This window comes from Microbispora cellulosiformans (assembly GCF_008728085.1).
GTDB lineage: Bacteria > Actinomycetota > Actinomycetes > Streptosporangiales > Streptosporangiaceae > Microbispora > Microbispora amethystogenes.
In genome coordinates this window covers 218,060-241,345 of the sequence record NZ_VYTZ01000008.1, presented here as the reverse complement: position 1 = coordinate 241,345, position 23,286 = coordinate 218,060, and the positions used below count along the sequence as shown (strand labels likewise).

The window sequence follows — 23,286 nt, the reverse complement described above, 5'->3', positions numbered from 1 at the left end:
GACTCTGGAGATCGTCGGCGCCCCTCCGGGATGCGGAGCGGCCGCCGGACAGGCCCGGTCACCTCACCCGGAGAAGGACGGCCCATGGCATTCGGCGACAACCGGTTTCTTCGCGGCCTCCTGACGGCCGTCACCGCCACGGCCCTGGGCGGGGCGGGGCTCGTCCTCGGCACGACCTCCGCCGACGCCGCGGTCGGCTGCGAAGTGACCTACGCGACCACCCAATGGGGCACGAACTCGGGCGGCTTCACGGCCGGCGTCACCGTCACGAGCACCGGCGAGTCGCTGAACGGCTGGAGGCTGACGTTCTCGTTCCCCGGCTCCCAGCGGCTCACGCAGGGCTGGTCGGCCAGGTGGACGCAACTCGCCGAGCACGTCGTCGCGGAGAACGAGGCCTGGAACGGCACGCTGCCCTCCGGCGGATCCGTCCACCTCGGCTTCAACGGGGCCTGGACCGGAAGCAACCCGCCGCCCACTGACTTCGCCGTGAACGGGGTGCCGTGCCAGGTGACCCTTGTTCCGAGCCCGTCGCCGAGCGCATCCGCCAGCCCGTCCGCCGGCCCCAGCCGGAGCCCCTCGCCCAGCCCGTCACCGAGCCCCTCGCCCAGCCCCTCGCCGAGCCCGAGCGTCAGCCCGAGCCCGGACGTGCCGGTGGACAACCCGTTCACCGGCGCCACCGGGTACGTCGACCCGGACTGGGCGGCCGACGTGGAGTCCTCGGCCGCGAAGGTGGACGACGCGACCGCGGCCAAGATGCGCGGCCTGAAGACGACGTCCACCGCGGTGTGGCTCGACCGCATCGCCGACGTCACCGGGGGCCCCGGCGTGACGAGAACCCTCAAGGACCACCTCGACGAGGCCGTACGGCAGAACGCCGGCTACGTCACGCTCGTGCTGCACGACCTGCCCGACCGCGACTGCCGGTCGCTGGTCTCCAGCGCCGAACTGCACGAGGCGCAGGGCGGCCTGAACCGCTACAGGACCGAGTACGTCGACGCCATCGCCGCCGTCCTGGCCAGGCCCGAGTACCGGAACCTCCGCGTCGCGACCGTCGTCGAACCGAAAGCGCTGATCGACCTCATCGTGGGCGTGAGCGCGGGGATCTTCCCGTGCCAGCAGGCGCAGCAGTCGGGCGTGTACCTGACGGGCATCCAGTACGCCCTCAACAGGCTCTCGCCCCTGCCCAACGTCTACACGTACCTGGACGCCGCCAACGCGTCGCTCGCGGGCTGGGACACCAACTTCACGCAGCTGACGACCCTCATCACCGAGACCGTGCGCGGCACGGCGGCGGGGATGCACAGCCTCGACGGCATCGCCACGAACGTCGCCGACTACGTCCCCCTCACGGAACCGTTCCTGCCCGACCCCACCCACACCGTGGCCGGCCAGCAGCTCATCATGAGCAGGTTCTACGACTGGAACCCGCACTTCGACGAGCGGGACTACGCCCTCGCGATACGCGCCGCCCTCGTCGCCAAGGGCCTGCCGAGCTCGCTCGGCGTGGTGATCGACACCTCCCGCGACGGCTGGGGCGGGCCGGGCAGGCCCACGGCCGTGAGCACCTCGCTCGACCTCAACACGTACGTGGACCAGAGCCGCGTCGACCGGCGCCCGTCGCGGCTCGCCACCTGCAACCAGAACGGCGCGGGGCTGGGCGCGCGGCCGGTCGCGGCGCCGGTTCCCGGGGTCGACGCCTACCTGTGGATCAAGCGGCCCGGCGAGTCGGACGGAGCGGGCGGGCCGATTCTGCCCGAGGGCTCGGACCGGCTGGTCGACCGCGTGTGCGACCCCAAGGGCAACCTCACGCCCTGGTCGGACACGATACGGCCGACCAACGCCCTTCCCAACGCGCCGCTCTACGGCGACTGGCACCACGAGCAGTTCGTGATGCTGGTGAACAACGCCTACCCCGCGCTCTGAGCACGCTCCGGCGCCCCCGCCGCGAAGGCCGGGCGGTTATCCGCCCGGCCGGCTCTGGAACAGCTGGGCGTCGGTGCTCGGCGGCGCCTGCGTCGAGGTGTCGACCTGGGAGGTGATGTCGATGCCGTGCCTGAGCTGGGTCCACAGGCCGAGGATCGCCGCCGCCTGGGCGACGATGAGCGCGATCCCGCTGCCCGCCGTACCGAGCCGGTAGACGACGGCCACGGGGGTGAGCCGCGACGCGAGGCCGCCCGGACGGGTCTGCAGCGTGCGCGCGTCCATGAGGACGGCGACCACGGTCAGGACCAGGAAGAGCAGCAGGACCCGGACCAGAGAGCCGCGCACGGGAGCCTGGCCGATGAGGTTGTTCAGCATCGCGTGCGCCCCCGTGGCCGCGCCGTACGCGAGCACCGGCACGACCCCCTTGAGGTATCCGCGCCTGCCGGGCAGCCGACGCCACAGCGCGCCCAGCACGAACCCGGCGACCGGCCAGATCAGCAGACCTCCGATCAGGTCGCCGGCCAGCCCGTAGAACCCGTTGGGCTCGCGGAGCCGGTCGAGCCAGCCGTCGTGGCCCGTGCTGTCTGCGCTCCAGGTGGCCCAGATGAGGAAGACGGCGGCGGGCGCGCCCACGTAGGACGCGTACCGCGAGGCGAGCCGCGCGTTGGCCCACCACGAGCCCCCCGGGCCGCGCGACAGCGCGAGGTCGAGCGGGGTCAGGCCGTCCTCCCTGCGGGGATCGAGGCCGATCTCCCCGCGTAACCGCCCGATGCGGTCCACGACCGGCTCGTTCTCCCTGTGGTAGGCGGCGTCGTCCATGTCGCCCGCGGCCCAGCGCCGGCGCAGGCCCTTCTCCCGGGCCTCCAGGGTTCGGTGCTCCTCGACGATCACGGCGAGCCGCCGCCGCGACACGCCCGGGTCCGGGGGCTCGGCCCGTCGCGTCAGCCGCAGCAGCAGGGGCAGCACCGTCAGGCCGGTGAGCGCGGCGAGCGGGACGGGCATCCCCGCGTACGTGCTGGGCCACCTGATCGTGCCCACGACGAACAGGAAGACGACGAGCCACGCGGTGAGCGGCCCGACGGTGTCCGTGCGCCGCCCGTACAGGCGCAGCAGCAGCAGAAGCAGGAGCACCACCAGCGGCCACATCAGGTACGCGAGGTTTTCCAGCAGGAAGAATGGCGACCCGACGACGCGCGGCAGATTTCCCCAGAACCCCAGCAGGCCGGTGGCGGCCGCGTGGGCCACGAACCCCAAGGTGAGCAGCGCGAGCCCCGGGACGCTCCATTGCAGCAGCGTGCGGACGGCCCGGGGCGTCCTCCTGTCCGGCACACGGGCCGCCCGCACCGCGATCACCCACGCCGCACCGGTGAGTAGCAACGCCGTCGCGACCGCCGACGCCGGCAGGATCAGATCCGGCTGTTCGTCGGCGTGCCGCACGGCCAGGGGTCCGAAGCCGCTGACGGCGACGAGCGCCACTCCCGCGAGCACCACGCCGCCGAACGCCGGAGCGCTCAGCGTGTCGAGCCCTGAGCCGGTGGGCCCCGCATCAGGCGACACAGGGCCGGTGGACACAGGGCCGGGGCGCCGGATTCGCCGACGTGCCGACCGCCACGCGGCCGCGCAGAGCGGCGCCGCCAGGATGACGATCGCCCCCACGTCCGTCAGGCCGAGGAGGTGGGCCGCGAACGCAGTCCCGCTGAGGACGAGGACGGCCGTGATCGTCTCCACCGCGGTGATCAACGCCAGCGCGCCGAGCATGATCCCGGCGAGCGCGCGCTCGCCCGGGTCGGCCGAGCGCCGGCGAAGCAGCACGAGCAGGACGGCCGGCAGCAGGTACGGCAGCGCGAAACCCAGGTAGGTCACGACCGTGAGCACGTCCGCCCCCCGCGAGCCGGCCCAGCGCTGGAACTCGGACCGCGCGGACATCCGGAGGGCCACCTCGACGCGCGGCGGGGCGGCGGCGTCCCGCCACACGTACGTGTGGTCGGGCCGCACCTCCGACGGCAGGGGCTGCACTCCGCGCACCCCGGAGTCCGGCGCCCGCACGGCCACGGCCCGCCACCTGGCCTTGGCCAGCCCGGGCGGCAGATCGGCCGGTGCGGGCAGCAGCGCGACGTAGCAGGTCCGGCCGGACGTGCGACTCGACCACAGCCCGGCGGGCTCCCCGATCCACTCCGCACCGTACAACTGCACAGGAGTCTCCTCCGTGTGCCGGACCACGACCTCGGCGCCGTCCGGCGACATCGTGGCGCTCGACGAGCCGCCTTCCGGAAGCAGGCAGCCGTCCGTGGTGGTCGCGCCGAGCAGGGCGGCGGCCCCCGCCCAGTCACGGGGCACGCCGACCCACGTGGTGCTCCTCAGCACGGCGGTGTCGTGGCCGCGTTCCTCGACGGTCACGGACGTCTCGATCCAGGCGGACGCCGGAGCGCCCGACGCGCACGGTGCGGCGGCGGCGAGCGCCGGGCGCGGGCCGAGGGCCGTCGCCGCGAGGAGCACCGAGGTCAGGGCGGCGGCTCCGAGCGCCACCGCGACGCGCGTCGTCCCCATGACAGCCGTCATCCACCGCACAGCCGGCCTCCCTGCCGCGATCGGGCCCCAAAGGATCAGTCGCTCGGAAGGCGGCATTGGTTACATCGAGTCAAGGCCAAAGGTGGATCCCGGCCCCGCGGTCAGGGGCCGCTCAGGCGCCGCTCGCCCTTCGTCGTGATCACGTACACCTGCCAGGTGTAGTAGGCGTAGTAGTTCCTGATGTCCCGCTTCATCTGGCGGGCGTGCAGCAGGACGGCGTCGACGTACGCCTGGGAGTGGTTGTAGGCGTACAGCGCCCGCCGGTAGTCGCCCGGCGCCCCGGACGCGTGCAGGTAGTTCGCCGCGGCGAGCAGGGCGTCCGTGGTGTCCTCGATGTCGCCGCCCATCCCGTACGCCTTCCAGGTGCCGGGCATGAACTGCATCGGCCCCTTGGCGCCCACGTAGCTCGGCGACCGGACCCGGCCGAACTTCGTCTCCACCAGCATGACCGCGGCCAGCACCTGCCAGTCGATCCCGAACCGGCGCCCGGCCCGGCGGAAGCCCTCGAGCAGGACGTCCGCCGGTTCCGGCGGCTCGATGCGGAACTTCACCGGCCCGCTCACGGGGTGGGCGAGGGACAGCAGGTCGCGGATGGCCGTCACGTTGTCGCGCGCCCGCGCGGCCTGGTCCTTCGGCAGCCTGCCGTAGGTGCGGGACGCGACGCCGGGGTTGCGGGCCAGATGACGGAAGAGGCGCTGCTCGTACAGGGAGAGCAGGACCACGGGCTCGGGGGCCTGTCCCTTGGCGGGGTCTCCCTCGCGCCTCCAGTCGTCGACGGCGTCCCGCAGCAGCGCGGTCGTCCGGGTCAGCGCCGCGGCCAGCGCGGCGGGGTCCTTGGGGATCTTCGCATCGGGCGCGGGCGGCTCCGCCGACGGCGACTGGTCCGGCTTCACCGGTGCGGACGGGTCTCCGGAAGGCCGCTCCGGCGGCGTCGCGGAGGCGGCCGGAGCCTCGGCCCCGCCGGAGACCGCCGGCGATCCCTCACCCCGCGCGCCGGCGCAGCCGGACAGCGAGACCAGTCCGGCGAGCCCGGCGGCGAGCAGGCCGGCGAGCACGCGCGGACGCCGCGACGCGGGGAGGAACGGGACACGACTGGTACGGGCACGCTGATCGTTCATCGTCTTCCAACGTATGCCCGGCGGCGCCCTTTCCTGTCCTCTTCGACGCCGGACGCCGCGCGCCGCCGTCCCCCGGCAGGCGGCGGCGACGGGAGAGAAAGAGCTGGCCGTAACCCTTTCCGGCCGCACCCCATATCCCGATTGCGCCGATTCGGGTGTTGACCGGATAAGTGACCGGGCAGTAATGCTCGACTCGTGCGCCTGCCCCGGGTGAAATTCGAGCACCGGCCCCACCGGTACGAGGACGGCACCATTCGCATCGGCGGCGAGATTCACGGGATCGCCGCCGAAATCGAGGACCCCCGCGGTTGGGTCTGGACCGCCCTGTGCCTGATGGACGGCACCCGCTCCCGCGAGGACATCGCCGACCGGCTCCGCTCGGCCCATCCGGAGCTGCCGGACGCCGAGTCGGTCGTCGAGCAGCTCGTCGAGACCCGATACGTGGAGGACGCCGCCGCCGTGCCGCCCGCCGCGCTGAGCGAGCGGGAGCTCGACCGGTACAGCAGGAACCAGGCGTTCTTCCGGGTGGTCGGGCCGGGCCCGCACAGCTGGGAGGTCCAGCTCCGGCTCAAGAGCGCGCGGGTGGTGGTGCTGGGGCTGGGCGGCACGGGCAGCCACGCGGCGTGGGCCCTCGCCGCCGCGGGCGTCGGTGAGATCCACTGCGTGGACCCCGACCTGGTCGAGCTGTCGAACCTCAACCGCCAGGTGCTGTACGGCGAGGCCGACGTGGGACGGCCGAAGTCGGAGGCGGCCGTCGCGCGGCTGCGTGGCGTCAACTCCGACATCACTGTCACCGGCGACCGGCGGCGCATCGGCAGCCGCCGCGAACTCGACACGCTGATCGCGGGCTACGACGCGCTCGCCCTCTGCGCGGACCGGCCGGACGGGCACGGCATCAGGGTGTGGGCCAACCGCGCCTGCGCCGCGGCCCGGATCCCGTGGGTGGGTGGCGGATACAGCGGCCCGCTGGTCACCGTGGGCTGCTTCACGCCGGGGGCCGGCACCTGCTACGAGTGCCTGTGCGACGGCGAGGAGGCGCGGCGCCGCCCGGGTACGCCGGTCGACCTCGGCGGGCCGGGGGTGATCGCCACATCGGCGGGTCTGTCCGGCCAGTTCGTCGCCCACGCGCTGATCGGGCTGCTGACCGGGGTGTCCGCGCCGCCGGTCGGCGTCATCCGGGGAGTCAACCTGATCGCCGGGGACCACCACGTGTGGGTCAGCCATCCGCCCCGTCCCGGCTGCCCGGTCTGCGGGACTCGGGCACGCGCCCGTTTCGATTCGACGGAGCGCATTTCCCCGGCCCGACCGAAACAGTGATTACCAGAAGGAATTGACAGAATCCTTGACTGCGTGGCGGCGGCGGCGAATGCTGAACGCGTTCTCGCGAGACCCCTCACCCAAGAGAGGAACCGGATGAACCCCAACGAGTCGGAGCTCGAGACCGCGGACGAGGCGGCCGCACCGGTCAAGACGAAGATCACAATCCGGCTGCTCGACAAGATCGAGACGACGAACGCCAGCAACAGCGTCGGCAACTGACGCAGGTCCCGGCACCGTGGCGTGCGGGCGCGCAGCGGGAGCGCCCACACGCCGCGGGCGGTCGCTCCCGCACCCCGACGGACGGCCCGAAGGAGGGAAGGGTGGAGTCCACCCGCACCGTCTTTGACGACGTACGGCAGGCCGAGGCGCGGGTGCTGCCCGCCGACGCCTACCAGGCCGAGTTCGCCGAGGAGTTCGACCAGGCCCCCGGTGTGGTGTGGAAGCTCGAACGCGCCCAGGAGTTCCACGAGCCCGACGTCCCCAGCTGGCGGGCGATGATGGCCGGCGACTGGGAACGTTCCCTCGCCCTGATCGCGGAGATGCGGGAGCCTCTCACCGGCTACTACCGGACCCACCCGGAGACCCGCAGGCTCCGCGTCGTGGAGACCCCGCTCACCCCCTATCTCCAGTGGGAACTGCACGTCCTGGCCGTCCGGGCGGCGGCCGGGGAGCGTCCGCGGGTGCTCCCCGCCGGCGCCGTACGGGAGTTCGAGCGCACCGCGCCGCTCCCCGAGATCGTCGTGGTCGGCCCGTCGCTGCTCTACGAGGTGCTGTACGACGAGATCGGCGAGCACGTCGGCGCCCGGCGGATCACCGACCCGGGCCTCGCCGGCCCCTGTCGCGCCGTGATCGGAACGCTCTACGAGCGGGGGGAGGACGTGCGGTCGTACGTCGAGCGGGAGGTCCTCCCGCTGCCGCCTCCCGCCGTCTCCTCCCGGCCGCGCGGCACCTTCCGCCCCTGACCCCCGGTCGCACGCCTGGAGGCCGCGATGAGCCAGGACGCCGGGCGGGCGGCGGACGGGACCCGGGTCCGGCTGCGTGACCTCGCGTTCCGGCGGGACGGGTCCCAGTGGATCGTCGGCCGCCCGGACGGGCAGGAGTTCGCCGCCGTGCCGTACGAGGGGATGCGGGCCATCAGGCTGCTGATGGAGGGCGCGACCGTCGAGGAGACCGAACGGCGGCTGCGCGGCGAGACGGGCGCCGACCTCGACGTCCGCGACTTCGTCCGCGCCCTCGGCGAACTCGGTTTCCTGGAGGAGCCGGGCGGGCCGGCCACCCCGCCCGAGCCGCCGACGTTCCCCCGGCTGCGCGCCCGGCACGTGCGGTGGACGCTGCACCCGCTGGTCCACACGGCGGTCGCCGGCCTGGTCGCCGCCGGAGCCGTGACAGCGGTGATCAGGCGCGAGACGCTGCCGGGCTGGCACGACCTGCTGTGGTCCGAGCACGGCACGCTCGTCCTGCTCTCGGAGATCGCCGTCGGCTGGACGCTGATCTTCCTGCACGAGATGGCGCATCTGTCGACCGCCAGGGCGGCCGGGGTGCCGGGCCGGATCCGCCTGGGCACCCGGTTGCAGTTCCTGGCCGTCCAGACAGAGGTGTCCGGGATCTGGCTGGCCGGCCGGCGCGTCCGCCTGACGGTCTACCTCGCCGGGATGGCCGTGGACGCCGCGGCCTGCTCGGCCGCGGTCATCCTGGCCGCCGTCCTGGGCCGGCACACCGTGCTGTCCCTCGTCACGCTGACCTCGGCGTCGATGCTGACCACCCAGTTCCTGGTGTTCATGCGCACCGACGTCTACTTCCTGCTGCAGGACCTGACCGGCTGCCGGAACATGTACGGCGACGCCACCGCGTACGCGCGGCATCTGGCGCTCCGACTACTGGGCCGTCCCTCGCCCGACCCGCTCGCCGGCCTGCCCCGGCGGGAGCGCCGCAGCCTCCGGGCGTACGCCGTGCTGATGGTCGTGGGCACCGCGGTCTGCCTCGGGGCGGCGTTCGCGGTCACACTGCCCGCGACGCTCGTCCTGCTCTGCCGGGCCGTGCGCGCGCTCGTCACCCCCGCCGGGCTCCTCTCCGTCCTCGACGCCGCGACGGTGCTGCTGGCCGCGCTCGCGTTCCAGGTGGCCTGGGCACGGGCGTGGTGGCGCAGGCACGGCGCCCGCCTGCGCGGCACGCTTTCCCGCCTCCTCACCCGCCCGCGGCCGTAGCCATCCGAAGTCGTGTAAAAAATTCTGTACATGAGGTCAAAGATTGGCTACCTTGGAAATGTCAAAGATGTTGTACATCGAGAGGAGCCGCTCATGACCCACCTGGAGAAGCGCGCCTGGATCAGGCTGGTCGTCTCCGTGCTCGCCTACGCGGCATACGTCGTCGTCGTCCTCAGACGGGCGGACGGAGGCCCGTTACCGGACGTGCCGTACACCGCGGCCTTGCTGTGGACAATCGGCGGGGCCATCGCCGCCACGATCGCGGCCGAGATCGGAATGGCGATCGTGAACCCCCGCGCCTCCCGCGTGCAGGACGCGCGCGACCGGGAGATCGGGCGGTTCGGCGACCACGTCGGCCAGGCGTTCGTCGTCATCGGCGCGGTGGCCGCGATGCTCATGGCGATGGCCGGGTGGGACCGGTTCTGGATCGCCAACGTGGTCTACCTCTGCTTCGTGCTGTCGGCGGTCCTCGCCGGGATCGCCAAGGTCGTCGCCTATCGCAGGAGCCTTCCGGAATGGTGAAGCCGACCCGCGTGACCAACCGCATCCGCACGCTGCGGTTCACCCACGACGAGATGACCCAGGCCGAGCTCGCCGAGCGCATCGGCGTGACCCGGCAGACCCTCATCGCCATCGAACAGGGCCGATACTCGCCGTCCCTGGAGATGGCCTTCCGGATCGCCCGCGTGTTCGGCGTTCCGCTCGACGACGTGTTCCAGTACCCCGAATCCCCGGAGGAGACGCCATGAAAGCCATCGTCCAGGACGCGTACGGCCCGGCCGACGTGCTCGAACCGCGTGACGTCGACCGGCCGTCCATCGGGGACGAGGAGGTGCTCGTCGAGGTCCGCGCCGCCGCGGTGGACCCCGGCGTGTGGGTCCTCATGACCGGCCGGCCGTACCTCATGCGCCTCGCGGGCTTCGGGGTGCGCCGGCCGAAGGTCCCGGTCCGGGGCCGTGACGTGGCCGGGGTGGTGGCGGCCGTCGGCGCCCGCGTGACCCGGTTCCGGCCGGGCCAGGAGGTGTACGGCACCTGCGAGAGCGGCTCGTACGCCGAGTTCGCGGGGGCGCGGCAGAGCAGGCTCGCGCCGAAGCCGACCGGCCTCACGTTCGAGCAGGCCGCCGCGGTGCCGGTCTCCGGCATGACGGCGCTGCAGGCCGTCCGCGACGTCGCCCGCGTCCGGCCGGGGCAGCGGGTGCTGGTCATCGGCGCGGCGGGGGGCGTGGGGTCGTTCGCCGTGCAGATCGCCAAGGCGTACGGCGCCGGCGTCACCGGCGTGTGCTCGGCGGCGAAGGCCGGACTCGTGCGGTCGCTCGGCGCGGACGACGTCGTCGACTACGCCCGAGAGGAGATCGACCGGGACGGGCCGCGTTACGACGTCGTCGTCGACACCGCGGGCAACCGGCCGCTGTCCCTGCTGCGCCGCGCCCTGACCCCGCGCGGCACGCTGGTGATCGTCGGCGGCGGGCACACGGCGTACCGCTTCACCGGTGGCATGGGGCGCACGTTCCGGGCGCCGCTGCTGTCGATGTTCGTCGGTCAGCGGCTGCGTCCGGTGATGAGCCGGGAGCGGTCCGAGCACCTGGAGGAACTGACCCGGCTCGTCGAGTCCGGCGCGGTCACCCCGGCGATCGACCGTGTCTATCCCCTCGCCGACGCGCCCGACGCGATCCGCCACCTCATGGGTGGACACCCCGGCGGCAAGGTCGTCGTCACCGCGAGCGGAACGGCGTGAGCTGAAGAGGTACGCGAAAGCGGCGATGGGCGCCCCTGGGCAAAAGTGATATCACTTTGCTAGTGTCGTGCTAGACATCGAGGAGCGTGCACATGACAGACCTGCAGATCGCCGTCGACATGCCGGCCCCCCAGACGAACGAGCGGGCGGCCCGGGAGACCGCGGGTTGGCCGCTGCTGATCCTGGCCCTGGTGGGCCTGCTGAGCCCCTTCGTCCTGGTCCCGGCCGGAATCAGCATCGCGGCCGGCGGCAGCACCGGGCCGGGAGTCGTGCTGGCCGTCGCCGGCGTGCTGCTCCTCCTGGCGGCCGTCGTCGCCCTCACCGGGCTCACCGCGGTCGCCCCCGGCGAGGCGCGAGTGATCCAGCTTCTCGGCCGCTACGTGGGCACGGTCCGTACGCCCGGGCTCCGCTTCGTGGTCCCCTTCACGCAGAAGCGCCGGGTGTCGACCCGGATCCGCAACCACGAGACCGACGTCAGCAAGGTGAACGACGCCGACGGCAACCCGATCGAGATGGCCGCGGTGGTGGTCTGGCAGGTCGAGGACACCGCGAAGGCCGTGTTCGAGGTGGACGACTTCGTGGAGTTCGTCGCCTTCCAGACCGAGACCGCGGTCCGCCACATCGCGGGCAGCTACCCGTACGACGGGCACGACGACGTGCTCTCCCTGCGCCAGAACGCCGACGAGATCACCGGCCGCCTGTCGGCCGAGATCCAGGCCCGGGTGGCGTCGGCGGGGGTCAGCGTGATCGAGTCGCGCATCACCCGCCTGGCGTACGCCCCGGAGATCGCGCAGGCCATGCTGCGCCGCCAGCAGGCCGGAGCGGTCGTCGCGGCGCGTCAGCGGATCGTGGAGGGCGCGGTCGGCATGGTCGAGGCCGCCCTGGCCCGCCTCGACGAGCACGACGTGATCGAGCTGGACGAGGAGCGCAAGGCCACCATGGTCAGCAACCTGCTCGTCGTCCTGTGCGGCGACCGGGACGTGCAACCCGTGGTCAACACCGGCTCCCTCTACCGCTGACCGTGGCGACCGACCGGAAGAGCATCCTGCTGCGGCTGGACCCCGCCGTGCACGACGCGCTGGCCCGGTGGGCCGGTGACGAGCTACGCAGCACCAACGCACAGATCGAGTTCCTGCTCCGCCGGGCGCTCGCGGACGCGGGGCGGCTCCCCCGCGACGCCGCCCGCATCCCCCGGCGCGGCCGGCCCCCCAGAACCTCTGCTCCGCCCGACGGCTCCGCGGCTTCCCCTGAGTCCGAGGAGCCCGGAGGCGGAGCTCCGCCCGGAGACGACTGAGAGAAGGCGACCGCGTGACTCCTCCGCTCCGTGAAGGGAGCGGCTTCTCGCTAAGCCGCTTCCGCAGCCCGGCGAAGGGCAAGCCCTGCCCTCAAGATGTTGGTCGTCGCGTTCACGTCGGCGTGCGCCGCATGTCCGCAGGCCGTACAGACGAACTCGGCCTGGGTGAGGCGGTTGTCCTTCGCGCAGTGCCCGCAACGGGCGCAGGTGCGGGAGGTGCCGGCGGGGTTCACCGCGATCAGCTCTCGACCGGCGCTTTCAGCCTTGTACGCGAGGACCGTCAGGAACACCCCCCAGCCCGCGTCCAGAATGCTGCGATTCAAGCCGGACTTCTGCGCGGCGTTCCGGCCCGGGGCCTCGATCGTGCCGGACGCCGAGCGGGTCATGTTCGCTATCCGCAGGTCCTCGTGCACGATCACGTCATACGCCCGGACCAGCGTCAGGGCGGCCTTGTGCGCGTAGTCGATCCGCTGACGGCGGACCTTGCCGTGCAGGGCGGCGACTCGTTCCGCCTTCTTGCGGCGGCGTGTGGACCCGCGTCTGCCGCGGGCGAGGTCTCGCTGAGCTTCCGCGAGACGATCGGCGGTCGCGGCGAGGTGGCGCGGGTTGGCGACGTGCACACCGCCGCTCGTGGTGACCAGACAGGCAACGCCCATGTCGAGGCCGACCACCGCGCCCGTGGCGGGACGCGGCTCGGCGGGCACGTCGTCACACGCCAGGACCACATACCAGCGGTCGCCCTCCCGCTTGACGCCGATCGTCTTGACCCGGCCCCGGACCGGACGGTGCTGGTGCACCCGGACATGTCCGACGCCCTGAAGCCGCACGAACATAGCCGAGGGGTGCTCGGGCTGGGAGTCCCAGCGGCAGCCGTCGCCGTTTTTGGGCCACTCCACCGCATCGCCACGACCCTGGCCACGAAGCAGGACCTTGACCACGGTATGGGCGACGGGGAACGCGGGCGCGGGAACCCGCCGCGCGGGTGGTGGGCAGTGAAGCTTGTGACCTTGCTGGCCACGTACGACGGCGAGTTGTTCGGGTTGGGCGTGACGAACAGACGCCCCTGGTCCGGCATCACGTCAAGCGCCGCGATCTGGCAGCCGTGCTCGCCGGCTGTGGCGTAGATCAGTTCCTCACGGCGGTCCCCGGCTCGCCCGCTGAGGACCGAGCGTGCGTACTTCGGGCACCACACGACGTGGTACCCGAGGTCATACGCCGCACCGGGGGACGCGTGCCCTTGCCGAGTCACACGATCAGCATGACAGCGCCGCAAATCCAACACCCGACGAACGGGGAACGATCTCTGATACGCAGACCAGGCAGGTCACCGCACCCCCGGGCCTTGCCGGCCCTCCCGCTCCCGATTCCCCCATCGCCTGAAGGCGACGACCCCCTCAGGAGAATCTGATGGACGTTCCCGGCTCCCTGCCGGCCCGGCTCTACCTGCTCGGCTACGACGCCCGCAAGGAGCGGGTGGTGACGAACTACCGCTCCCCGTACCTGCTCCGCGCCGCCGCGCTCACCGAGCTGCTCCTCGACGGCCGGATCGCCGACGAGCGCGGCAAGGTGCGGGTGGTGAGCGAGGAGCCGCTCGGCGATCCGGTCCTGGACGACCTGCTGCGCCAGATCGCCGGGTCCCGCCCCAGGTCGTGGCGGCACTGGATCGACAAGGACGGCCGCGCGACGGTCCGGGCGGTCCGGGACGAGCTGGAGACGCGGCGCTGGGTCCGCGTGGAGCTGCGCCGGCCGTTCCTCCTGGTCTTCAACAGGACCCGGGTGCGCGTGCGCGACACCCGTGTCGTGAAGCGGCTCGCGGCGCAGGTCTCCGCCGCGCTCAACGGTCCCGTGTCCCGGGTCGGCGAACGGGAGGCCGCCCTGGTCGTGCTGGCCGCCGCGGGAGAGCTCCGGACGGTGCTTCCGCGAGCCAGGCGGAAGGCGTACAAGCAGCGCATCGCCGAACTGGGCGAACGCGGCGGACCGGCGGCGCCCGCCCTGCGTAAGGTCATCCAGCAACTGCACGCGGCGTCCGCCGCCGCCATGGGCGGGGCCGGCTGACCCGCCCGGATCCCGGTGCCGTCAGGGCGTCAGGGCGTCAGGGGCGCCCTTCTCGCCCGGATGGCGCGGCGGCTGATCCGCCAGCCCTCGCCCCCGCGCACGATCGTGTCGTCGTACGTCACACTGCCCGTGGTGCCGTCGGCCATGACGCCGATGCCCTTCGAGAGCGCCCGCACGTGGTCGTCGGCCGTCTCGTCGAGAACGATGTTGGTCACGTGGTGAGCGACCGGATGCTCCCCGGCCATCGCGGACGTGACGTCCCGCAGCGCGGCCAGCCCGGTCAGCACCCCGCCGCCCATGCCGGTCAGGTCGAAGACGACGTCGGGAGTGAACAACTCGCTCCATCTGTCGAGCTCACCGTGGTCTGTCAGGTGCCCATGCCGATTGATCAGGTCTGTTACGGCGACGCGGTCCTCGGCGGACAGAGTCACTGTGTCCTCCCCTGCGGATTCAAACGGGGAGTTCCCCGTTTAGCACTGTTACCCTAAGCGTGGATTTCCCCGGGTAGCAAGAAGCTGAGGCGGCGAATGGCATCGGACACCGGGCGATCCGCCGGCGACGGCCGTACACGCAGGGCGGACGCTTCGCGCAACGCGGCACTCCTGCTCGCCGCCGCGCGCGAGCTCATCGCCGAGTCCGACTCCGAGGTCGTGTTGGACGGAGTGGCTCTGGACGAGGTGGCACGGCGTGCCGGCGTCGGGAACGCGACCCTGTATCGGCACTTCCCCACAAGGGGCGATCTGCTCGTCGCCCTCTACGCCGACGAGGTGGCGGCGCTGTGCCGGCGAGGGGCCGAGCTGTCCGAGACCGCGCGGCCGATCGACGCGCTGTTCGCCTGGCTGGAGGAGTTCGTCGTCCATGTCGCGACGAAACGGGCGCTCGCCTTCGCGGCCACCGAAGGCCCGACCGGCCGCCGTACCGAGCAGTTCGACCGGTGGCACACGTCGATCCGCTCCTCCGCGGCCGAGCTCCTCGCAGGAGCGCGGCAGGCCGGGGCCGTACGGCCGGATCTCACGGTGACCGATCTGCTGGCGCTCGCCAGCGGCGTCGCCCTCACAGCGACGGACGTCGCTCACGCCCGCCGGCTGGCGGCTCTCCTCCGCCGCGGTGTCGAGAACGACGCGGACGGACCGGAACGACGCCACGCGACCCCGCACGACGGCTCCTCCTGACGCGCACTCCGGATCCGGCGCCTGCCGGCGGCGTCACTGGGTGGCGAGGCCGGGGGTGATCGTGCGCAGCGCCTCGGCGAGGTCGGCGGCCGACGGCGCCTCGTCGGGATCGACGAGCCACTGCGCCGCCATGCCGCCGAGCAGCGCCTGGTAGAACGCGCCGACGGCCATCGCCTTCCGCGCGTCCGCGTCGGGGTCGAGGTTCTCGAAGAGCGCCGCGAGTCCCAGCTTCGCCTGGCGGTTGGCCGCCGCGAAGGCCTCCCGCAGCTCGGGCAGGCGATCCATCTGCGCGATGAGCTCGAACTGGATGGCCCACAGGGGCCTGAGCCTGGCGAAGGACTCGATGATCCGGGTCCAGGTGGCCTCGAACCGCTGCGCGGGCGTCCCGCCGAGCGCCGGCCCGGCGGCCAGGGTCCGCTCGATCTCCTGGCCCCACTCCTCCATCGCCTCGACGAGGGCCGCGTTGAGCAGCGCCTTCGTCGACCTGAAGTGGTAGCCGATGGAGGCGAGGCTGGTGCCGGCCGCGGTCGCGATGTCCCGCGCTGTGGTGCCGGAGTACCCCTTCTCCATCAGGCACCGCCTCGCACCGGCGAGCAGGTCTTCCCGGTTTCCCATACGCAGATCTTAACCGATCCACATACCGATGTCTGAGACATCTGTACTAGACAAACATTTGAGACGTTTGTACAGTCCGAGGTGTGACGAACATCCTGATCTCCGGCGGAAGCGTCGCCGGTCTGACGCTCGCCCACTGGCTGCGGCAGTACGGCTTCACCCCCACCGTCGTCGAGCGCGCTCCCGAGGTGCGGGAGGGCGGCTACAAGATCGACATTCGGGGCGCCGCACTCGACGTCGTCGGCCGCATGGGGCTGCTGGACGAGGTGCGCCGGCACAGCACGGACATGCGCGTCGCGCGCTTCGTCGACGCCCGGGGGAGGCAGGTCGCGACGATGAGCGCCGAGGCGTTCGGCGGCCGCGAGGGCGACGACGTCGAGATCATGCGCGGCGACCTCGTCCGGATCCTGCGCGCCGCGGCCGAAGACGGCGTCGAGTACGTCTTCGGCGACTCCATCGCCGCCCTCGACCAGACGCCCGAGGGGGTGCGCGTCACCTTCGAGAGCGGCCCTCCGAGGACGTTCGACCTGGTAGCGGGTGCCGACGGCCTGCACTCCAACGTCCGCGGGCTGGCTTTCGGCGAGGAGTCCCGGTTCGTCCGCGACCTCGGCCACCACATCTCGATCTTCACGGTGCCCAACCACCTCGGCCTGGACCGCACCGAGATGATGCACCCCGCGCCGGGCCGGAGCGCCGGGATGTACGGAACCCGGCGGGACGCCGACGCCAGGGCGATGTTCCTGTTCTCGTCACCGCCGGGGGCCGGCGACGGGCGGGACGTCACCCGGCAGAAGAAGCTGCTCGCCGAGGTCTTCGCGGGCCAGGGCTGGGACGTCCCGCGTCTCCTCGGCGCCATGTGGGACGCGCCCGACTTCTACTTCGACTCGATCAGCCAGGTGCGCATGGACCACTGGTCGACGGGCCGCGTGGCCCTCGTGGGCGACGCCGCCTACGGGCCCTCACCCGCCTCCGGGCAGGGCACCAGCCTGGCCCTGGTCGGCGCGTACGTGCTGGCGGGGTGCCTCGCCGCCGCGGCCGGGGACCACGCCGCCGGGTTCGCCGCGTACGAGCGCGAGATGCGGCACTTCGCCGAGGAGAACCAGAAACTCGCCGCGGCCAACATGAAGGGCATGGTGCTGGGGTCCGCGACGCGGATCCGCTTCCAGATGCTGATGCTGCGGCTGATGCCGCACCTGCCGGGGAAGGACCGGATGATCGAGCGGGTCACCGGGCCGATCCGCCGGGCCGCGACCGCGATCACGATCCGCGACTACCGGGTGCCGTCCGCGTGATCCGCACGGCCGGGCCGATGGAGCGGCGGTTCCGAGCCCGGCGTTCCGGGGGCCGGGCCTCTCGGGCCGCGCCTCCTGAATCGGGCGGGAATGACGGTGCGCCCGGCTGCGCCCCCACGGCGGAACCGGGCGCACCGAGCCTGCCCCGGGCCGTCCCCGGACCGGTGACGGAATGACGGCGAGATGGCAGGGGATGGCGGCGAACCCACGTCCGCCGTCGCGAGGCCGGTGCTCGCGCGGGTCCGTCGGGTTCGCCGCCTCCTGGTGGACGGCGCCGTCAGGGCGCCGCCGGCCTCACGAGCCGGTGCAGGTGAGGGTGGGTGTCGACGCCGTGCCGTTGGCGAGGAAGCCGAACGTCGTCGACGCGGACGGCGCGAGCGAGCCGTTGTACGAGGCGTTGCTCACGGAGACGGTCGAGCCGCTGGTGGTCAGCGCGCCGTTCCAGACCTGGCTGATGGTCTGGCCGCTCGCCAGGGTCCACTTCACGGTCCAGCCGCTGATCGCCGAGCTTCCGGCCGTCACGGTGACCTCGCCCTGGAAGCCGCCGGACCACGTGTTGGTGGTGTGGTAGGTCGCGCTGCAGGCGCCGGTGACCGGCGGAGTCGGCGTCCGCGTGGGCGTGGCCGACGGCGACTGCGAGGGCGACTGGGAGGGCGACTGGGAGGGCGACTGGGAGGGCGACTGCGACGGGGACTGCGAGGGCGACTGCGAGGGCGTGGCCGACGGCGACGGCTGGCCCGCGCCGCTGAACTGCCACCAGTTGAAGTTGAACAGGTTGCCGCTGCCGCCGGTGAACTTGAAGTACAGGTCGTGGGTGCCCGTCGCGCCGTTCACCGAGCAGGAGACGGTGGTCCAGGTCTGCCACCCGCCGGTGCCGGGGACGTTGCACGACCCGACCAGCGTGCCGTTGACGCCGTCGAGGTGAAGCTCGATCTTCCCGCCGGAGGTGGCCGAGGCCACCCGGGCGCTGAACGACGTCGCGCCGGACCCGAAGGCGATGCCCTTGACCTTGATGTAGTCGTTGTTCTCGACGAACCCGACGTTCATGCCGCCCTCGGTGGACGCCTCGGTCTCCACGCCCGACTCCCACGCGATCGTCTCGGCCTCCTGCCGGACGTACGGGTTGAGCGTGCCGATCTGCGGCGCCCCGGTCGTGGTCATGTTGATCGTCGGGATCGAGCCGTCGGAGCCGTAGGTGAACTTCTCCACCGCGACCGACCGGGTGTAACCGCCACCGCCCGGCAGCGCGCCGTTGTGGTAGAAGAAGTACGACCCGCCGTTGTAGTCGATGATCCCCGGGTGGTTGGTGAAGCTGCTGCCCTGCGTCGACATGATCGTGCCGCGGTAGGTCCACGGCCCGGTCGGGCTGGACGACGTCGAGTAGGCGATGAACTCCGAGCAGCACTTGGCCGCGAAGACCATGTAGTACAGGCTGCCCCGCTTGTAGAACCAGGGCCCTTCCTCGAACAGCGTCGGCCGGTTGGCGTCACCGGTGCGGGTGCCGAACCCCGACGTGGTCAGGTTGACCTTCGTCGCGCTGCCCGAGTAGGAGATCATGTCGCTGTTCAGCTTGACGTACCACAGATTCGGGTTGCCCCAGTAGAGGTAGGCCTGGCCGTCGCTGTCGATGTAGACGGTGGGGTCGATCTCGCCGTTCTCGACCAGCGGTCGCCCGATGGCGTCCTTGAAGGGCCCTGTGGGGCTGTCGGAGACGGCCACGCCGATGGCCATCCGGCCGGTCGAGCGGTTGGTCGTGGGGACGTACCAGTAGAACTTGCCATTGCGGTAGACGGCCTGGCCCGCCCACGCGTCCGACTTCGCCCAGCTGAAGGTGGCCACGCTCAGCGGGGAGCCGTGGTCGGTCCAGTTCACCATGTCGGTGGTGGAGAAGACCCGCCAGTCCTTCATGGTGAAGTAGGTCGAGCCGTCCTCGTCGTGACCGGTGTAGAGGTACACCCGCCCGTTGTAGACCAGCGGAGCCGGGTCAGCGGTGTAGATCGTCTGCACGATGGGGTTGTCCGCCCTGGCCGTGGTGGCCGGCAACAACGCCATCACCGACAACAGGCCCGCCATCCAGACGACACCGCGCTTGAGCCGGGCCCGAAGCGTGAACGCCGATCCCATACTCACCTCCTGGGGTAGTAACCACGCGACTCGCGCGTCGACACGTCCGGCGGCGCCAAGTACTACCTATTTGTTAGCGCTAACAACCATGAACGCGTGCCGCGGCGACCGTGGACATCGCCACGGCGCGGAGCCAATCCCATACGGGCGGGATGGTCAAGGTCCCTGGCCCGCGCCACGGCGGCGTCACGCGCCCGGGCCACCCGTCCTGAACTGTGCCCGGAGCACCGCCACCGGGGCCTCCGTACACGGGAAGGATGTGAAACTTTCAGCTCCGGATCGTGGTGGAAAACCCGTCCATCCGCCGGTCAGCCGCCCGGGCCGACCTCGCCCCCCGGCGCGCCGTCGCCCGCCGTGGGAAGGTCACCTCGTTCCACCGGCACGCGGGGCGGCGTGGTGCCGGCCTTCCCGTCGCCGACGGCCCGGTGGGCGCCGGTGACGGCCGCTTTCAGCGCCGCCCGGCTGACGTCCGTCACCCCTCCGCTCAGCTTGATGAGGACGTCTCCCCGGAGCGCGACGTACTCGTGACGGTCGCCGGCCATCCGATACCAGCCCACTTCGTCGTGGATGCAGAGGACCAGCGCGTCCGGAGGCGTGGCGAGGTTGATCGGAGTGCTCCGGCACACGTCGTCACCGAAGGAGCCACGGTCGACCCGCAGCTCCACCTGACGCCCACCGGGCGCGGTGTAGAAGACGCCGAACCCCTCCTCGCCGACCCCGCCCATGGACTGCTCGGCCATCTCGTATTCCGGCAGGTCGACGAGATAGACAAGGTCGGGCGCGACCCCCAGCGCCCGCAGGCGGCCCATGTCCACGCCGGAGGAGGCCGTTATGGACCCGCACGCGCTCAGGCAGGCGAGTCCGAGGACCGCCACTGTGACCCATCGGCCTCTCACCGGGTCAGTGTCCCAGCCACACGCCTGGAGCGCCTAGTCGCTGTTCCTCCCCGCGACGGTTCGGCGGGCGTCTCCTACGCGCCGCGTGGTTTCGCCCGGACGTGCATGCGTTCGCCCTGGGTGCCGAACAGGCTGAGGACCTCCACCGGCGCCTCGCCGGTGCTGCCGAACCAGTGCGGCAGCCGGGTGTCGAACTCCGCGGCCTCCCCCGCCTTGAGCACGATGTCGTGGTCGGCGAGCACCAGTCGCAGCCTCCCGTTGAGCACGTACAACCACTCGTAACCCTCGTGCGTACGCGGCTCGGGCTCGCAGCGCTCCACCGGCAGGATCATCTTGTACGCCTGCAGCCCGCCGGGGTGCTGGGTCAGAGGCACGATCGTCGAGTCCCAGCGGGTGATGGGCTTCAACCGCACCCGGGGGTCGCCGACCGGCGGCGCCCCGACGAGTTCGTCGAGCGGCACCTGGTAGGCCCGCGCCAGCGGCAGCAACAGCTCCAGCGTGGGCTTGCGTTCGCCGGACTCCAGGCGTGACAGGGTGCTGACCGAGATGCCGGTGGACTCCGCGAGCCGGCTCAGCGTGCTGCCGTTCTGCCTGCGCAGCGCCCGCAGCCGGGCGCCCACGGAGGCCAGGACGGCGGCGTCGTCGTTTGCCATGCCGGCAATGCTACTTGTCGAATCCGCACGGAGGAGCGCGCCATGTCCGGCGCCCGCGCCGCCGGACCACAGGGGCGTACGCCGACTTGGCGGCAACATTCACGCGATTTCCGGCATCTCATGGGACATGGGTTCTCGTACGGCTCTCGCCGCGCTTCTCCTGACCGTCGTGCCGCTGACCGTCGTGCCACTCGCCACGCCGCCCGCGGCTGCCGACGCGCCGGCCACGTCCGCCACGATCGCGTACGCGAAGCGGACACAGGCCTGGGAACTGGTGCTGTCCGACGGGCGGGTGGTGAAGGTGCCGGAAGCGCTCACGAAGGCGCCCGCCGACGCGGTCAACCCCGGCGTGCCCGCGCCCTTCCTGGTCAGCCGCGACGGCCGGCACATCTTCTACTTCCGCAGGTCGGACGGGGTGTTCGTCGAGCGGACCGTGCGCGGCGCGGAACACGTGGTGTCACGCCGGCTCACGGCCTTCTCGATCGGCGAGGAGTGGCCGGACGTGTCGGACGACGGCGGTTACGTGGTCACCACCACCTCGGGCCCGGGAGTGGGGATCTTCGCCGACCTGCGGAAGGGCAAGGTGCTGCCGCCTCCCGGACGCACGGACACGTGGAGCTTCCTGGGATTCAGCCCGGACGGCGGGCGGCTGCTCCTGGCCCAGGAGGATCGGCTCACGGTGTTCGACCGGACCCTGCGTGCGCGGGTGAGCCGCAAGACGCGGCTGTCCGCGACGGCGCTGGCGAACGACCACGTCACGGTGGCGGCGCTGGTCGGCAGATGGCCGAACTATCGCCAGGTGCGCCTGCTCAACCTGCGTACCGGCCGCACGAGCCGCACGGTGACCGTACGGCTGCCGCGCGGGCAGTACGTCGACGACCTCGCCTTCGACCGGGCGGACCACCTGATCGTCCGGTCCAGGACCCGGGCCGGGGTGACGATCTACCGGGTCTCGGCGGCGACCGGCAGGGCGACACCGCTACGGAAGATCGCTAGGCCCGACACGACGGTCTGGGTGCTCCCCGGAGACAGCACGTACGAGGCGTGGACGGAAAGGAAGCGCAGGGACTCCTGAGAAGCCCTGTGGCCGTTCGGTGAACGAATGTCCTCGATTGGACGTCATATGGGCGAACGGAGGGGAGCGTCATGCGTACCGCAGTCTTCGCAGGGGTGATGGTTCTCGGCCTGGCGAGCGTGCCGCCCGCGGCCGCGTCCGGTGCGGCCCACCAGGGCTACCAGGCGGAGGCGCCCGTGCCTGCGTGGAAGCCGGCCAAGGTGAACACGCTGCCCGGAGATGACGTGCTCAACGACGTGACGGTCCTGGGCGACGGATCGGTGTGGGCGGCCGGGCACCGGGTCGTGAACGGCCGACAGCGGGGGCTGGTCGAGCGGTTCGACGGCCGATCCTGGCGGGTCGTCCCGAACAGCCCGCCGTACGAACTGCGGGCGGTGACGGCCACCTCCGGCACGAACGTGTGGGTCTTCGGCGAGGGCAGGGCGGCACGCTGGAACGGCCGCGCGTGGACCACGCGCTCGCTGGGCGGCGGCTTCTCGGCGACGGACGCCGACGCGACGGGCGCGAAGGACATCTGGGCGGTCGCCGCGTCGTCCGCCACGGCGAGGCACTGGACCGGGTCGTCCTGGAGGAGCGTCCGGCTGCCGGGCCGCGCCTCCGCCGTCGACGCGTACAAGGCCGGCGTGGCCTGGGCGGCGGGCGTCAAGGGCAACCAGCCCTCGATCATGCGATGGAACGGGAGGTCCTGGTCCCTGGTCCCGGCGCCGGCTCCCGCCGTTCCCGCGCGGGACGCCGTCGTGACCATCCAGGACATCGCGGTCGTGGGCTCGAAGAACGTGTGGGTCGTCGGCGGGGTGAGCTGGGAAGGCGCCGACGAGCAGGGCGACGACGTGAACTTCGGCCGCACCCTGGTGATGCACTGGAACGGCAGGTCGTGGACCGTCTCCATGGGCACCGCCAACGCCCAGCCGTACACCGAGGTGGAGCCCGACGGCAGGGGCGGCGTCTGGGTCCTGCAGGGCAGCTGGAACCCGACCCTGTGGCAGGTCACGGGCTCGACGTGGCGGCAGGCCCGGCTCGTCCGGAAGTCCGGCACCGACGCCGTCGTGTTCTCCGTCGCCCGCAGGCCGGGAACGGCGACGATGTGGGGCGCGGGCTTCAGCGTCCCGCAGGGCGACCCCGACGACCCCTCGGCCAACGGCACGTTCTGGCGCACGCCGTGACCCGCTGACGTCACCGGCGGCCGGTTCCGTCCCCCCGCGGCGCGTCCGCCGCCGTGGGGTTCTCCGCCCCACGGCGTGT

The 23,286-nt window shown here is 72.1% G+C and carries 23 protein-coding genes and 1 pseudogene; 15 read left to right on the top strand and 9 right to left on the bottom strand.

The features are described 5' to 3' along the window. The first annotated feature begins 84 nt into the window (after window positions 1-84). Entirely contained in the window at window positions 85-1,923 is a 1,839-nt protein-coding gene (locus F5972_RS23710; protein WP_191910286.1) for a glycoside hydrolase family 6 protein, read from the top strand. A 36-nt stretch (window positions 1,924-1,959) separates the two neighbouring features. Here the strand turns inward: F5972_RS23710 and F5972_RS23705 are convergent, their stop codons facing one another. Both F5972_RS23705 and F5972_RS23700 read right to left on the bottom strand, forming a co-directional pair. Beyond that, window positions 1,960-4,470, bottom strand: a complete 2,511-nt coding sequence (locus F5972_RS23705; protein ID WP_150935957.1) for a DUF6185 family protein — start codon at window positions 4,468-4,470, stop codon at window positions 1,960-1,962. A 122-nt stretch (window positions 4,471-4,592) separates the two neighbouring features. After that, the gene (locus tag F5972_RS23700) at window positions 4,593-5,609 is read right to left on the bottom strand and encodes a lytic transglycosylase domain-containing protein (RefSeq protein ID WP_150935955.1); all 1,017 of its coding nucleotides are present in this window, start codon (window positions 5,607-5,609) and stop codon (window positions 4,593-4,595) included. Window positions 5,610-5,804: 195 nt separating this feature from the next. Here F5972_RS23700 and F5972_RS23695 point away from each other — a divergent pair, with 195 nt between their 5' ends. The 9 genes from F5972_RS23695 (at window position 5,805) to F5972_RS23660 (ending at window position 12,162) form a co-directional block, all read left to right on the top strand. Next, window positions 5,805-6,926, top strand: coding sequence for a HesA/MoeB/ThiF family protein (locus F5972_RS23695; protein WP_225311773.1), 1,122 nt, complete (start codon window positions 5,805-5,807; stop codon window positions 6,924-6,926). 96 nt (window positions 6,927-7,022) lie between these two features. Next, window positions 7,023-7,148 (top strand): hypothetical protein, encoded by a 126-nt coding sequence (locus F5972_RS38930; protein WP_263641856.1) that lies wholly within the window; start codon window positions 7,023-7,025, stop codon window positions 7,146-7,148. Window positions 7,149-7,249: 101 nt separating this feature from the next. Continuing rightward, window positions 7,250-7,891: a DUF6879 family protein gene (locus F5972_RS23690; RefSeq protein ID WP_150935951.1), complete on the top strand. Its 642-nt coding sequence runs from the start codon at window positions 7,250-7,252 to the stop codon at window positions 7,889-7,891. Between the two features lie 27 nt (window positions 7,892-7,918). Then, window positions 7,919-9,133, top strand: coding sequence for a hypothetical protein (locus F5972_RS23685; RefSeq protein ID WP_150935949.1), 1,215 nt, complete (start codon window positions 7,919-7,921; stop codon window positions 9,131-9,133). A 93-nt stretch (window positions 9,134-9,226) separates the two neighbouring features. Beyond that, complete coding sequence (locus F5972_RS23680) at window positions 9,227-9,655, top strand: hypothetical protein (protein ID WP_150935947.1); 429 nt, start codon at window positions 9,227-9,229, stop codon at window positions 9,653-9,655. Further along, the gene (locus F5972_RS23675; RefSeq protein WP_150935945.1) at window positions 9,649-9,882 is read left to right on the top strand and encodes a helix-turn-helix transcriptional regulator; all 234 of its coding nucleotides are present in this window, start codon (window positions 9,649-9,651) and stop codon (window positions 9,880-9,882) included. The genes F5972_RS23680 and F5972_RS23675 overlap by 7 nt, the downstream gene beginning before the upstream one ends. Next, window positions 9,879-10,868: an NAD(P)-dependent alcohol dehydrogenase gene (locus F5972_RS23670; protein WP_150935943.1), complete on the top strand. Its 990-nt coding sequence runs from the start codon at window positions 9,879-9,881 to the stop codon at window positions 10,866-10,868. Before F5972_RS23675 ends, F5972_RS23670 begins: the two co-directional genes overlap by 4 nt. A 92-nt stretch (window positions 10,869-10,960) precedes the next feature. Beyond that, window positions 10,961-11,887, top strand: a complete 927-nt coding sequence (locus F5972_RS23665; RefSeq protein ID WP_150935941.1) for an SPFH domain-containing protein — start codon at window positions 10,961-10,963, stop codon at window positions 11,885-11,887. A gap of 2 nt (window positions 11,888-11,889) precedes the next feature. After that, the gene (locus F5972_RS23660; RefSeq protein WP_204285839.1) at window positions 11,890-12,162 is read left to right on the top strand and encodes a hypothetical protein; all 273 of its coding nucleotides are present in this window, start codon (window positions 11,890-11,892) and stop codon (window positions 12,160-12,162) included. Window positions 12,163-12,212: 50 nt separating this feature from the next. Here F5972_RS23660 and F5972_RS23655 read toward each other — a convergent pair whose 3' ends face one another. Both F5972_RS23655 and F5972_RS38330 read right to left on the bottom strand, forming a co-directional pair. After that, complete coding sequence (locus tag F5972_RS23655) at window positions 12,213-13,100, bottom strand: RNA-guided endonuclease InsQ/TnpB family protein (protein ID WP_191910285.1); 888 nt, start codon at window positions 13,098-13,100, stop codon at window positions 12,213-12,215. 29 nt (window positions 13,101-13,129) lie between these two features. Next, window positions 13,130-13,354: pseudogene (locus tag F5972_RS38330) on the bottom strand (IS200/IS605 family transposase); the annotation flags it as partial. Window positions 13,355-13,569: 215 nt separating this feature from the next. Here F5972_RS38330 and F5972_RS23645 point away from each other — a divergent pair. After that, window positions 13,570-14,217 (top strand): GOLPH3/VPS74 family protein, encoded by a 648-nt coding sequence (locus F5972_RS23645; protein ID WP_225311771.1) that lies wholly within the window; start codon window positions 13,570-13,572, stop codon window positions 14,215-14,217. 29 nt (window positions 14,218-14,246) lie between these two features. Here F5972_RS23645 and F5972_RS23640 read toward each other — a convergent pair whose 3' ends face one another. Continuing rightward, window positions 14,247-14,648 carry a nuclear transport factor 2 family protein gene (locus tag F5972_RS23640; protein WP_150935937.1) on the bottom strand — a complete coding sequence of 134 codons (402 nt, stop codon included), beginning with the start codon at window positions 14,646-14,648 and terminating at the stop codon, window positions 14,247-14,249. A gap of 96 nt (window positions 14,649-14,744) precedes the next feature. On the opposite strand from F5972_RS23640, the gene F5972_RS23635 reads away from it, so the two are divergent. Beyond that, entirely contained in the window at window positions 14,745-15,389 is a 645-nt protein-coding gene (locus F5972_RS23635) for a TetR/AcrR family transcriptional regulator (protein ID WP_150935935.1), read from the top strand. A gap of 33 nt (window positions 15,390-15,422) precedes the next feature. On the opposite strand, the gene F5972_RS23630 is transcribed toward F5972_RS23635, so the two are convergent. Next, on the bottom strand, window positions 15,423-16,004 hold the full coding sequence (locus F5972_RS23630) for a TetR/AcrR family transcriptional regulator (RefSeq protein WP_150935933.1): 582 nt from the start codon (window positions 16,002-16,004) through the stop codon (window positions 15,423-15,425). A gap of 83 nt (window positions 16,005-16,087) precedes the next feature. Between F5972_RS23630 and F5972_RS23625 the strand changes: the two genes are divergently transcribed. Next, complete coding sequence (locus F5972_RS23625) at window positions 16,088-17,296, top strand: FAD-dependent monooxygenase (protein WP_150935932.1); 1,209 nt, start codon at window positions 16,088-16,090, stop codon at window positions 17,294-17,296. A gap of 294 nt (window positions 17,297-17,590) precedes the next feature. Here F5972_RS23625 and F5972_RS23620 read toward each other — a convergent pair whose 3' ends face one another. The 3 genes from F5972_RS23620 to F5972_RS23610 form a co-directional block, all read right to left on the bottom strand. Next, complete coding sequence (locus F5972_RS23620; RefSeq protein WP_150935930.1) at window positions 17,591-19,420, bottom strand: family 43 glycosylhydrolase; 1,830 nt, start codon at window positions 19,418-19,420, stop codon at window positions 17,591-17,593. A 308-nt stretch (window positions 19,421-19,728) separates the two neighbouring features. After that, the gene (locus F5972_RS23615; RefSeq protein WP_150935929.1) at window positions 19,729-20,316 is read right to left on the bottom strand and encodes a hypothetical protein; all 588 of its coding nucleotides are present in this window, start codon (window positions 20,314-20,316) and stop codon (window positions 19,729-19,731) included. A gap of 74 nt (window positions 20,317-20,390) precedes the next feature. Further along, window positions 20,391-20,969, bottom strand: a complete 579-nt coding sequence (locus tag F5972_RS23610; protein ID WP_150935927.1) for a helix-turn-helix domain-containing protein — start codon at window positions 20,967-20,969, stop codon at window positions 20,391-20,393. A 127-nt stretch (window positions 20,970-21,096) separates the two neighbouring features. On the opposite strand from F5972_RS23610, the gene F5972_RS23605 reads away from it, so the two are divergent. Then, window positions 21,097-22,044 carry a TolB-like translocation protein gene (locus F5972_RS23605; protein ID WP_150935925.1) on the top strand — a complete coding sequence of 316 codons (948 nt, stop codon included), beginning with the start codon at window positions 21,097-21,099 and terminating at the stop codon, window positions 22,042-22,044. Between the two features lie 71 nt (window positions 22,045-22,115). Continuing rightward, window positions 22,116-23,207 carry a hypothetical protein gene (locus F5972_RS23600; RefSeq protein WP_150935923.1) on the top strand — a complete coding sequence of 364 codons (1,092 nt, stop codon included), beginning with the start codon at window positions 22,116-22,118 and terminating at the stop codon, window positions 23,205-23,207. Window positions 23,208-23,286 lie beyond the last annotated feature (79 nt).